The 12,336-nt window shown below is 55.6% G+C and carries 8 protein-coding genes; 7 read left to right on the top strand and 1 reads right to left on the bottom strand.

The features are described 5' to 3' along the window. The first annotated feature begins 246 nt into the window (after positions 1–246). Positions 247–1,911 (top strand): OFA family MFS transporter, encoded by a 1,665-nt coding sequence (locus MELB17_RS06065; RefSeq protein WP_007349282.1) that lies wholly within the window; start codon positions 247–249, stop codon positions 1,909–1,911. 24 nt (positions 1,912–1,935) lie between these two features. Here the strand turns inward: MELB17_RS06065 and MELB17_RS06060 are convergent, their stop codons facing one another. Next, positions 1,936–3,012: a substrate-binding domain-containing protein gene (locus MELB17_RS06060; protein WP_007349281.1), complete on the bottom strand. Its 1,077-nt coding sequence runs from the start codon at positions 3,010–3,012 to the stop codon at positions 1,936–1,938. A gap of 101 nt (positions 3,013–3,113) precedes the next feature. On the opposite strand from MELB17_RS06060, the gene MELB17_RS06055 reads away from it, so the two are divergent. The 6 genes from MELB17_RS06055 (at position 3,114) to MELB17_RS06030 (ending at position 12,331) form a co-directional block, all read left to right on the top strand. Continuing rightward, positions 3,114–3,644 carry a formate dehydrogenase subunit gamma gene (locus tag MELB17_RS06055; protein ID WP_036183804.1) on the top strand — a complete coding sequence of 177 codons (531 nt, stop codon included), beginning with the start codon at positions 3,114–3,116 and terminating at the stop codon, positions 3,642–3,644. Positions 3,645–3,661: 17 nt separating this feature from the next. Beyond that, positions 3,662–5,221, top strand: a complete 1,560-nt coding sequence (locus tag MELB17_RS06050; RefSeq protein WP_007349279.1) for a formate dehydrogenase beta subunit — start codon at positions 3,662–3,664, stop codon at positions 5,219–5,221. A gap of 1 nt (position 5,222) precedes the next feature. Then, positions 5,223–8,144: a formate dehydrogenase subunit alpha gene (gene fdhF, locus MELB17_RS06045; RefSeq protein ID WP_007349278.1), complete on the top strand. Its 2,922-nt coding sequence runs from the start codon at positions 5,223–5,225 to the stop codon at positions 8,142–8,144. Continuing rightward, positions 8,119–8,997, top strand: coding sequence for a formate dehydrogenase accessory sulfurtransferase FdhD (gene fdhD, locus MELB17_RS06040; protein WP_007349277.1), 879 nt, complete (start codon positions 8,119–8,121; stop codon positions 8,995–8,997). Before fdhF ends, fdhD begins: the two co-directional genes overlap by 26 nt. Then, entirely contained in the window at positions 8,994–9,221 is a 228-nt protein-coding gene (locus tag MELB17_RS06035; protein WP_007349276.1) for a formate dehydrogenase subunit delta, read from the top strand. Before fdhD ends, MELB17_RS06035 begins: the two co-directional genes overlap by 4 nt. A 689-nt stretch (positions 9,222–9,910) precedes the next feature. Then, positions 9,911–12,331 carry an EAL domain-containing protein gene (locus MELB17_RS06030; protein ID WP_007349275.1) on the top strand — a complete coding sequence of 807 codons (2,421 nt, stop codon included), beginning with the start codon at positions 9,911–9,913 and terminating at the stop codon, positions 12,329–12,331. Positions 12,332–12,336 lie beyond the last annotated feature (5 nt).

Below are 12,336 nucleotides of genomic sequence, written 5' to 3'. Positions count from 1 at the left end.
AGCAGACTGCGTGCAGGCGTTGTTGTTGGGTGCTAAAGGAAGGTTGCCGAGAGGTGTATATATGCATAAAAATTCATACGTTAAATGCCTATTTGTTGTTTGACTATCTAAATAATCACATTAATACTCAGCCCCGCTTACTTATCAGTCAGTAATATATGTCTACGTGTGCATATATTACTGCTGGGTGATCAGTTTTAAGCTGTGAAAAATAACAAAATGACAACAACAAAATAGAGGTGATTGATGGACGGCATAGCACAAGACCGTTTACAAAACGGCGACGAGGCGCGCTCCAAACCCGTTTTTTTTGACCGTGAAAACACGGTTGCAGGCCCCAATTTCAATCGTTGGCTGGTGCCCACTGCGGCGCTAGCGATTCATCTTTGCATCGGCATGGCCTATGGCTTTTCGGTGTTTTGGCTGCCTATGGCCAATTTGGTGACGGCTGCAGACCCTGTGGCCTGCGCCGATATCGGCATACTTCAGGCAATGACGACTACGTCCTGCAACTGGGCTGTCAGCCACGTGACTTACACCTTCGGTATTTTTATAGCCATGCTGGGCATTTCGGCCGCGGTGTGGGGTGCCTGGCTGGAACACGCCGGCCCGCGTAAAGCCGGCGCCATCGCAGCGGTATGCTGGGGCGGAGGCATGATTCTGGGCGGCGTAGGTGTGATGACCCATCAGCTTTGGTTGCTGTATCTGGGCTGCGGTGTGCTGGGTGGTATTGGCCAGGGTTTGGGTTACATCACTCCGGTGTCTACGCTGATTAAATGGTTTCCCGACCGCCGCGGCATGGCGACCGGCTTTGCAATTATGGGTTATGGCGGTGGTGCCATGGTGGGTGCTCCACTGGCGGTTTGGCTGATGGGCTATTTTTCTGCGGACAGTGGCAAGGGTGTTGCCAGCACGTTGATGGTGATGGGCATCATCTACTTTTTTGTGATGATGGCCGGCGCTCTGGGCTTTCGCGTGCCACCCAATGGTTGGAAGCCAACGGGTTGGGAGCCACCCCAGGGTAAACAAGCCAATGCCATGATCACTCACGGCCATGTACACCTCAGCAAAGCCTGGAAAACCCATCAGTTCTGGATGATCTGGAGCGTGCTGTTTCTGAACGTAACAGCGGGTATTGCGGTGATTTCCATGGCCAGCCCCATGCTGCAGGATGTTTTCGGCGGCGCTCTTGTGGGCATTAAAGACTCTGCAGTGGCGCTCACTGCCGCGCAGAAAACAGCCGTTGTGGCAGCAGCTGCCGGGCTGGTTGGCCTGATCAGTCTGTTTAATAGCGTTGGTCGCCTGTTCTGGGCATCGCTGTCGGACAAGCTTGGTCGCAAAAACACCTATCTCGTCTTCTTTGTTCTCGGCATTGCCATGTACTGCCTGTTGCCCACCTGGGGACACCTGGGTATGGCGGGCATGTTCGTCATTTCCATTTGCGTGATCTTGAGTATGTATGGCGGTGGTTTCGCCACGGTACCCGCGTATCTGGCCGATATTTTTGGCACTCAAATGGTGGGTGCGATTCATGGCCGGCTGTTAACCGCCTGGACGGCAGCAGGGCTTGTTGGGCCGGTGATTATCGCGTTGATTCGCGAGGTGCAGCTAGAGGCTGGAATAGAGCCTGCGCTGGTGTACGACCGCACGCTGTACATTATGGCGGGGTTGCTGGTAGTGGGTCTGATCTGTAACAGCTTGATCAAGCCGGTAGACCATTCACTGCACATGACCGACGCAGAGCTGGAAGGCGAGCGTAGGTTGCAGCGCGACAGCGGTGTATCGTCTCACTCCCAAACCGCCGCCCGCGGAGCTTTCGGGATTACCGGTGTGCTGGCTTGGATGGCGGTGGGTATACCGTTCCTGATCGGCCTGTACATTGCTCTGGCCAAAGCGGCGGCGTTGTTTTAACGAGCAGGGCCGGCCGGTTCCAGGTTATTGGTCGGAAGCGATCAGCTCGTCAAAGCCGGCAATCTGGCCGGGCTGGTCGGGCTGATAGCCTGGAACGCTGTCGATGCGCTCAAGCAGTTCGGGCGCACGAAGTAGCTCAATCAGGTGGTCAAGCGCGCTTTGCGACAGGTGCTCTGGACGATAGATCAGCAGATAGTGCTCGCAGGCCAGTTCCAAAAAGTCTAGGCCGAACTGTTCGGCTGCGGCCTGCACACCAAAGCCCACATCGGCCATGCCGGAGGCCACAAACGCCGCCACTGCGGTGTGGGTGAATTCCTGCTGGCCACTGCGGTTAACACTGTTTGCATCTAACCCTTGCTGTTCTAGCAGCAGATTGAACAGGATACGGGTACCGGAATGCAGGTCGCGGCTGATAAAGCGCAACCCGGATTCGCTGAAGTCTTTCAGGCTGCGCACCTGTTGATGTTCGCCTTTGCGCAGCATCAGGCCTTCGCGTCTGGTCACAAAACGAATCAGTCGATGGCTGCCGTCGCTGAGTAAATCCCGGTAGTGGCTTAAAATTTGGCGAGCCAACTGCGGACAAGTAGGCAGGTGGAAGCTGGCGATGTCGCATTCACCGCGATTGAGCGCGGAAATCGCTTCCGCAGGATTACGATATTGAAGGTTTATGTTCAGCTGTTCTGCCACTTCGGGCAACAGCGCCACTGCATAACCGTGGCTGGCGTGCAGGCGCAGCGTTGGTTTTGTGTTGGCCAGCAGTTGTTGAATCTGGTCATTCAGCTCGGCAGTCATGCTGTCTATTTGCGGCCCTAAGCGCGCGTCGACCCGATGCTCTGCCCACAGCAGTTTTTCGCCCAGGGGGGACAGTTGGGAGCCTTGGCCTTTGCGCATGATGACCAGTGGCAAGCCAATAATATGGCCGCCACGGTTAAGCAGGTTCCAGGCGTGGCGATAGGAAATGCCGGCCTTTGTAGCGGCTGCGGTAAGTTTACCGGTGTCGCGAATGCCTTCAAGCAGGCGGAACAGCACCGGCTCAAACAGTTCGCCGTTGGCGGTACGGAAAATCCAGGCGGGTGAGATATTCAGTTTTTTGTTATGCAATTTTATTCATATTCCGTAGGTTAGGGCAGAGTGCTAGTTTAGGCACTGTTGAGTGATCGACTACTGTACCAAAATAAAAACAGGTAGGAACAATTATGCATATGTCAGAGACAGCCGACCCAAAGGCGGCGGTTATGTCCATGCCTGTGGCAGGCGATTGGAGCCCTGAGATTATTCGCCAGGAAATCGCTGCCCTCCAGCACAAACCTGGTGCGCTTTTACCCATTCTGCACGCTATACAAGACCGCGTTGGTTATGTGCCGGAAGACGCTGTACCCATTATTGCGGAAATGTTGCAGCAGACCCGCGCCGATATTCACGGTGTCATCAGCTTTTACCACCATTTCCGCACTCACCCGTCCGGCAGCAATCTGCTGGAGGTATGCCGTGCCGAAGCTTGCCAGGCTCGCGGCGGGCGCGCTCTTGAGCGTCATGTTCAGGAACGCCTGAGTGTGGGCTATCACGATACCACTGCCGACAACGAGTTCACTCTTGTGCCGGTGTATTGCCTGGGCAACTGCGCCTGTGGCCCGTCTATTCGTGTGAACAATGACATTATCGGCCGCGTGACGCCGCAGAAATTCGACCAGCTGGTAGACGCCCTGACAACGTCTGTTCTTCAGCTAAAATAAAGGCAGGAGCAAACTCCATGACAACAACAATTTATGTGCCCTGCGATACCACCGCCTTATCTTTGGGCGCAGACCGCGTAGTGCAGAAGCTTCAACAGGCGGCAGCCCAGAAAAATACTGAACTTCACCTGGTACGCAACGGCTCCCGTGGTCTGTTCTGGCTGGAACCCTTGGTGGAAGTACAAACCCCTTTTGGCCGCGTAGCTTATGGTCCGGTGGAACCGGAGCAGGTGGATGAGCTGGTGGCCGCCGGTTTGTTTGACGGTAACCCCGAACACCCGCTGTTTCTGGGGGACATTTCCCAGCACTCGTACTTACAACAACAACAACGCCTGACGTTTGCCCGCATTGGTATTACCGACCCGATTTGTATTGAAGACTATATTGCCCACGGCGGTTTTGCCGGCCTGAAAAAAGCAGCTGCGCTGACCACTCAGGGCATTGTGGATGAAGTAAAAGCGTCTGGCCTGCGCGGCCGTGGCGGCGCCGCTTTCCCGGCCGGCATAAAATGGCAGACCGTGCTGGACGAGCCCCAAAACCAGCAGAAATACGTGGTGTGCAACGCCGATGAGGGCGATTCCGGTACCTTCGCCGATCGCCTGGTGATGGAGTGCGACCCCTACATGCTGATAGAAGGCATGACTATTGCCGGCTTGGCGGTCGGTGCCACTCTGGGCTTTATTTACGTGCGCTCGGAATACCTGCTGTCGCAAAAGATGCTGGACGAAGCCATCCGCAGAGCCGAAGTACTCGGTTATTTGGGCGATAACGTCTGCGGTAACGGCCGTAGCTTCCGTCTGGAAGTTCGCTTGGGCGCCGGCGCGTATATTTGCGGCGAAGAAACCTCGCTGCTGGAAAGCCTGGAAGGCAAGCGCGGGCTGGTTCGCTCAAAGCCGCCACTACCTGCCATAAAGGGTCTTTTTGGTCAGCCTACAGTCGTGAACAACGTGCTGTCTCTGGCCGCCGTGCCCTACATCATGGCCCACGGCGGCAAAGCCTATGCAGACTACGGCATGGGCCGCTCTTTGGGCACCCTGCCCATTCAACTGGCGGGCAACATCAAACACGGAGGCCTGATTGAACTGGCCTTCGGCGCAAGTTTACGCAAAGTGCTGGAAGATTTTGGCGGCGGTACCTTTACTGGCCGGCCCATGAGGGCGGTGCAGGTAGGCGGCCCGTTAATGGCGTATTTGCCGGAAAGTCAGTGGGATACGCCCATGGATTACGAAGCTTTCGCCAAATTGGGCGCAGGCATTGGCCACGGCGGTGTAGTGGCGTTTGATGACACAGTGGACATGGGCGAGCAGGCCCGTTTTGCCATGGAGTTCTGTGCCGTAGAATCCTGTGGCAAGTGCACGCCTTGCCGAATTGGCTCAGTGCGCGGCGTGGAAGTGATTGACCGCATACGTGCCGGCGAACACCGCGATGACAACCTGGTGTTGCTGCAGGAACTGTGCGAAACCATGGTGGACGGCTCTCTGTGTGCCATGGGCGGCATGACGCCCTTCCCGGTACAAAGCGTGATGAAACACTTTCCCGAAGACTTGATGGCCAGCCCGCGCCCAGTGGAGGCATGACATGTTGAATTATTATGACCCAGGCACCCAAAGCTACGAAGCCGGTAAAAGTATTCTGAACCCCGATTTTGATTTTGGTACTCCGGCCAGGGTTTCCGAAAACCTGGTGACGGTATCTATCGACGGTCGCGAGATAGCCGTACCCGAAGGCACCTCGGTACTTCGGGCGGCGGCGCTGGCTGGCATCAACATTCCAAAGCTGTGCGCCTCTGACAACCTGGAGCCTTTTGGCTCTTGCCGCCTGTGCGCGGTAGAAATCGAAGGTCGCCGTGGCTACCCGGCTTCGTGCACCACGCCGGTGTCTGAAGGCATGGACGTGACCACCCAGACCGGAAAGCTGGCAAAATTGCGTCGCAATATCATGGAGCTGTACATCTCTGACCACCCGCTGGACTGCCTGACGTGTCCGGCCAACGGTGACTGCGAATTGCAGGACGTGGCCGGTGCTGTGGGCCTGCGGGAAGTGCGTTACGGTTTTGATGGTAAGAACCATCTGGATGCAGAAATTGACGATTCAAACCCGTATTTCAGTTTCGACCCCAGCAAGTGCATCGTGTGTTCACGCTGCGTGCGCGCCTGTGAAGAAGTGCAAGGCACGTTTGCGCTGACCATCGAAGGTCGCGGTTTTGATTCAATCGTCTCTGCCAGCCAGAACGAGCCGTTTATGGATTCCGAATGCGTGTCTTGTGGCGCTTGTGTGCAAGCTTGCCCCACCTCCACGCTGATGGAAAAGAGCGTGATCGACGCCGGTCAGCCGGAACACAGCGTGATCACCACCTGCGCCTACTGTGGCGTGGGTTGCTCGTTCAAAGCCGAAATGAAAGGCGAAGAAGTGGTGCGCATGGTGCCCTACAAAGGCGGCGAGGCGAACCACGGCCACTCTTGTGTGAAAGGCCGTTTTGCTTTTGGCTACGCCACCCATAAAGATCGCATCAAAGAACCGATGATTCGCGAATCAATAAACGATCCGTGGCAAGTGGTGTCCTGGGACGAAGCATTGGCGTTTTCCGCCAAAAAGCTTAGAGGCATTCAGACCGAGTTCGGCCGTGAAAGCATTGGTGGCATTACCTCTTCACGCTGCACCAACGAAGAAACCTATCTGGTGCAAAAGCTGGTGCGGGCGGCGTTCGGCAACAACAACACCGACACCTGCGCGCGAGTGTGCCATTCCCCCACCGGTTACGGCTTAAAAACCACGTTGGGCGAATCCGCCGGTACCCAGACGTTTGATTCAGTAATGAAAGCCAACGCCATTGTGGTGATTGGTGCCAACCCCACTGACGCCCACCCGGTGTTTGGTTCGCTGATGCGCCGGCGCTTGCGCCAGGGCGCCAAGCTGGTGGTGATTGATCCACGCCGCATCGACGTTTTGAAAACACCCCATGCCGACGAAGGTCTGCACTTACCGCTGCGTCCCGGCACTAACGTGGCCATGGTAAACGCTATGGCCCATGTGGTGATAACCGAGGGCTTGGAAGACAAAGAGTTTATAAACAGCCGTTGCGATACGGAAGCCTACAACGCCTGGCGCACCTTTATTGCCGAGGCGCGTAACTCACCGGAAGCCATGGAAGAAGTTACCGGCGTACCGGCTGCCAAGGTTCGGGAAGCGGCGCGAATTTACGCCGAAGCCGAAAATGGCGCGATTTACTATGGCCTGGGCGTTACCGAGCACAGCCAGGGCTCTACTATGGTGATGGGCATAGCCAACCTGGCGCTGGCCACCGGTAACATCGGCCGCGAAGGCGGCGGTGTGAACCCGCTGCGGGGCCAGAACAACGTGCAGGGCTCCTGCGATATGGGGTCTTTCCCCCACGAATTGCCGGGTTACCAGCACGTAAGTGACCCGGAAGTGAGAGAACGCTTTAAGGCGGTGTGGGGTGTGGAAATTGACCACGAGCCCGGGCTGCGCATTCCCAACATGTTTGACGCCGCCATCGCCGGTACCTTCAAGGCGTTGTATGTGCAGGGTGAAGACATCGCCCAATCAGACCCCAACACCCACCATGTGGAAGCCGCTTTAAAAGCACTGGACTGCCTGATTGTGCAGGATATTTTCCTGAACGAAACCGCCAAGTTTGCTCACGTGTTGCTGCCGGGTTCCACCTTTCTGGAGAAGAACGGCACCTTTACCAACGCCGAGCGCCGCATCAATCGCGTGCGCAAAGTGATGGAGCCGATTGCCGGCATGGAAGACTGGGAAGTCACCATGGCCTTATCGAATGCCCTGGGCTATCCGATGAATTACAATCATCCGTCTGAAATCATGGACGAAATCGCCTTGTTGACGCCGTCATTCACCGGCGTGAATTACGACAAGCTGGAACGGCTGGGCAGCATTCAGTGGCCGTGTAATGATGAACATCCGGATGGCACGCCCACCATGCACACTCTGGACTTCCCCATTGGAAAGGGCCGCTTTGCAGTGACCGAATACCTGGCCACCGAAGAACGCGCCAGCCGCCGCTTCCCGCTGCTGCTGACCACCGGGCGCATATTGTCGCAGTACAACGTAGGCGCACAAACCCGGCGTACCGCTAATAGCGACTGGCACGAGGAAGACCTGCTGGAACTGCACCCCAGTGATGCCGAATTGCGTGGTGTAAAAGAAGGCGACTGGCTGGGTATCAGCAGCCGCGTAGGCCACACCGTGCTGCGGGCGAAGCTTAGCACCCGCATGTTACCGGGCGTGGTCTTCACCACCTTCCACCACCCGGGCAGTGGTGCCAACGTAATCACCACCGACAACTCGGATTGGGCCACCAACTGCCCGGAATACAAGGTGACCGCCGTGCAGGTAGAAAAAGTGTCCCAGCCATCTGACTGGCAGCGTAACTTTGTTGACTTCGACAAACGCCAGCAGGACTTTGCAAAACCGGCTGAGGAGCATTCGAGTGATGCCCATGCAAGCGCCCTCAAATAACGGATCGCCTGACGCCACAGCCGCGCTCACCGGTGAATGCCCTGCACCGGTGAGCGCGGCTGTGGTGAACGTGCGTGGTGGCATTGAAAGGGCGCCAGGCCAAGACTGGGTCGCCGAAGAAGTGCCGGTGGCCATGGTGTACAACGGCGTGTCCCATGCGGTGATGATGGCGTCGCCCTGTGACCTGGAAGACTTTGCTCTGGGTTTCAGCATCAGTGAGGGTATTCTTGAAAAGCCAGAGCAGCTGTTCAGCATCGAAATAAAACCCACGCAAGACGGTGTTGAAATAGACATGCACCTAGCGGGCGACTGTTATGCGCGCTTGCGCGAGCAGCGCCGTAACATGGTGGGCCGCACCGGTTGCGGGCTTTGTGGCACCGAATCTTTGGCCCACGTGGCGCGGACTATTGCCCGGGTTTCGGCACAGCCGTTGCCCGCAGACGAAGCGGTTCAAGCGGCGCTTCATAGCTTGAAAAATCACCAGCCATTGCAGCTGAAAACCGGCGCCACCCACGGGGCGGCCTGGTGCGATAGCAGCGGGCAGATTGTTCAGGCAAGAGAAGATGTTGGCCGCCATAACGCGTTGGATAAGTTGATCGGGGCCCGCCTGCGTGAGGGTGGCGATCAGGCTTTTGACAAGGGTTTTGCGTTGATCTCCAGCCGCGCCAGTTTTGAAATGGTGCAGAAAAGCGCCAGCGTTGGCATCAGCACGTTGGTGGCGGTATCCGCGCCAACGGCTCTTGCTATCCGAGAAGCCCGCGAAAGCGGCATGAACCTTATTGGCTTTGCCCGCCCGGGCCGCCACGTCGTCTACGCCCGCAGCGATGACACTGCTCAGGAGAATACTTTGTGAGTGACCCGCAATTAACCAACCTGATCAAAATGATCGACCAGATTATTGCCAACAACCTGCACCACGGTGACGACGACCAGGTGACCGACGTTGCCGCCGGGCACCTGCAGAAGTTCTGGGCTCGCAGCATGAAGCAGCAGGTGATCGCTTATGCCAACAGTGAAGGCGCAGATTTGTCACCGTTGGCGCAAAAAACCATCGCTAAGCTGCAGGCCGTATCTTAGATTTTCGCTGCGTCACAAGTTTGTGTACGTTGCTATCCCCTTCTGCCAGCGCCAGGCTCTAGCTTGGATGTGTCATAGGGGATAAAAGAAAGTCGCTGAAAGTGCTGTTTTTCAAGAGTTTAAACTCGCAGATCGACCAAGCATAAACCGCCGCTACCCAAAATAAGACCCGAAAACCAGCCTTCTTGACGCTGTCTCGAAGCCGGATTGCCGCCGGTTTCATCGACGGGTACACCAATTCCTATGCAGGCCTGCTGTAGTTTCTGTAGTTTCTGTGTCAGATCGATAAGCAGCAACGATTAGCCCAACGACTGATCTGGGCTCCGGTCGACCTGCGACATTGCCGCATAATTTCGTCATGAACTCGTTACCCTTGTCCGACAGCGGATCTATGCCCATGTAAAAAGCAAGCAAATCTATCGCAATTAATGCTGCGCGCGCCGGTGAGTATGGTCGTGGCTTTGCATTGGAGGCTGCGAAGTGTGCCGTATGGATCAGCTTACCCAAAGTTCAAACTGTGAAGTTCATGGTATGGTCAATGGCTCGTTGGCGCCTGCCGAGAGCTCGGTCAGTATCACGGCGCATGGCAAACAGTCTGTGGATAAGTGCTCAGAGCGAATGCTTGACGCCGAGAGCGCCTTAAACCGCGTATCGGGTTCAGTCGCAATATTACATAGCGGTCGATTTAGATGGCCGCAGAATTATCTACCCGGCGCTATGGTAAGAAGCTTATGGACCCAGTAAATCGAGAAAAACGCCGCCTCACCGCACTTGAGCGACTGGCGATCATGGACACGGGGTCAGAAGAACGCTTCGATCGCCTGATTAACTTGGCGCGGCGCTACTACAATACGCCTATTGCCCTATTTTCACTGCTGGATGAGAAGCGGCAATGGTTCAAATCCAAGCGCGGCCTGGACTTAAAAGAGACACCGCGATCCATCGCTTTTTGCGACCACGCCATCAGACAGGATTCGGTGTTCGTCGTCGCGGACGCCTCCAAAGATGAACGTTTTTGCAATAACCCTATGGTGACGGGTGAATCACACATTCGGTTTTATGCCGGTATGCCCGTGCGGGAGCCCGGTGGGTTCAAAATGGGCACTCTGTGCATTATGGATCACAAACCGCGTGACATTCCGGAACACGAGTTGGATGTGTTAAGAACGCTTGCCAGCCTGATTGAAGATGAAGTGGAACGTTTTTACCACGCGTCGCAGTATCAGAAGCAGGTTCCAGTGTCGCGGTTGAACCGCGCCATTCAGCGGGCCCAGAACACTTTCCACACAGATGATGATCAGGACGCCGTGTTTGAAATTTTGTTAAGCGATCTGCTGGTGCTGACTGACAGCCAGTTTGGATTTATCGGCGAGGTGTTGACCAATAGCGACAATAACCCTTATCTACGCGTAGGCGCCATAACCGATATTTCGTGGAGCCCGGAATCAGCAGATCGCTCTCAGCAGCGCAAAACAAGGGGTTTGTTGTTCGAACGGCTGAATAACCTGATCGATACATCAATGCTGTCAGATGACGTGTTGATAAGTGACGGGTTTGAAAGCGATAGCCAAGCTGGGGAATTGCCACCCGGCCACCCGCAGATTACCCGCTACATGGGCATTCCCATATTTTCCGGCGATAACCGCGTTGGTTTGGTGGGGCTCGCCAACCGCCAGGAGGGGTATACCAACAAATTGGCCATCGAGCTTAAACCGCTGTTGCAGACGGTGGGCCAGTTGATTGAGCGCAAACGCATGTACCAGGAGCGGCAGGAGCACCAGAAGGGTCTTGAACAGGCGGCAAATTTCGATTCTTTGACGGGTTTGCCCAATCGCAGGCGGTTAACCGAACTGTTTGAACAGGAGCTGACATTCGCGGACCAGCGCCAAAGTGCCCTGTCCATCTGCTTTATCGATCTGGACGGTTTTAAAGGGATAAACGACGACTACGGCCATTCAGTAGGCGATGCGGTTTTAAAAACCGTTGCTGCGCGGCTTCAACATGTTCTTCGTGAATGCGACATTATCGCCCGCCTGGGTGGCGACGAGTTTGTAGCGATTATCCGCGATGTCGAAAATAACGCGGTTTATGAGCGTATGCTCGAAGCGATTCGGCGCCCGATAAGCCACCAAGACCTTACGCTTGATCTGGCGGCCAGTATGGGTGTCACCTTATACCCACGGGACCCGTCCGCACCGGATCTGCTCTTGAGGCATGCCGATCAGGCCATGTACGCGGCAAAAGATGCCGGTCGCAATCGCTACAGTATTTTTGATTTTGAGACACATGTGAACCGCGCTGAGCGCGTGCGGATTCTGGAGCAGACCGCCAAAGCATTGGGCGAAAGCCAGTTTGAAATGTATCTGCAACCCAAAATTGTTCTGGCTAGCGATCAGGTGGAAGGCTTCGAGGCCTTGATCCGCTGGAATCATCCAGAAAAGGGGTTACTCGGGCCGATCAGCTTTTTGCCACAACTGGAGCACACAGAATATGCCGCAGCAGTGGGCCGGTTTGTCATCGCGGATGCGGTGGCCAAACTGCAGCACTGGAAACAGCTGGGGTTGCCTTATTCACTGAGTATCAACCTGAGCCCCACGCACCTTCTTAGCGATATGTTGGTAGAGGATTTGCAGGCGGCTTTGCAGGGTTGCGATCCAGATATACGTTCGCGCCTGATTATTGAACTGCTGGAAACCACTGCCTTGGACGATCCAGGAAAAATCATGAGCATTCTGTTGAAGTGCCGGGATCTGGGCGTGCAAGTATCTCTGGATGATTTTGGTACCGGCTATTCCTCGCTGGACCACTTTCGCCGCCTGCCGGCGCAGGAAATCAAGATCGACCGTTCGTTTGTTAGCGACATGCTCACCAATGCGGGCGATGAGATGATCGTAAAATCCATCATCAGCCTGTCAAAGAACTTCAAGCGCCGGGTAGTGGCAGAAGGCATTGAAAATCAGGCCATGCAGGACAAACTGATTGACATGGGTTGTGAGCAGGCTCAGGGTTTTTTCTATACAAAACCACTACCTGCAATCGCTGCTTTGGCTTGGGCCGAGGCTTACCAGAACGTTAATCGGTTTCAGTTCGGCCACACAATCCGCCGTTGAAAACT

Origin of the sequence: Marinobacter sp. ELB17 (genome assembly GCF_000169375.1) — a bacterium.
Taxonomy (GTDB): Bacteria; Pseudomonadota; Gammaproteobacteria; order Pseudomonadales; family Oleiphilaceae; genus Marinobacter.
Note: the sequence above shows the minus strand (reverse complement) of the source record. Positions and strands in the feature narration are given on the sequence as shown.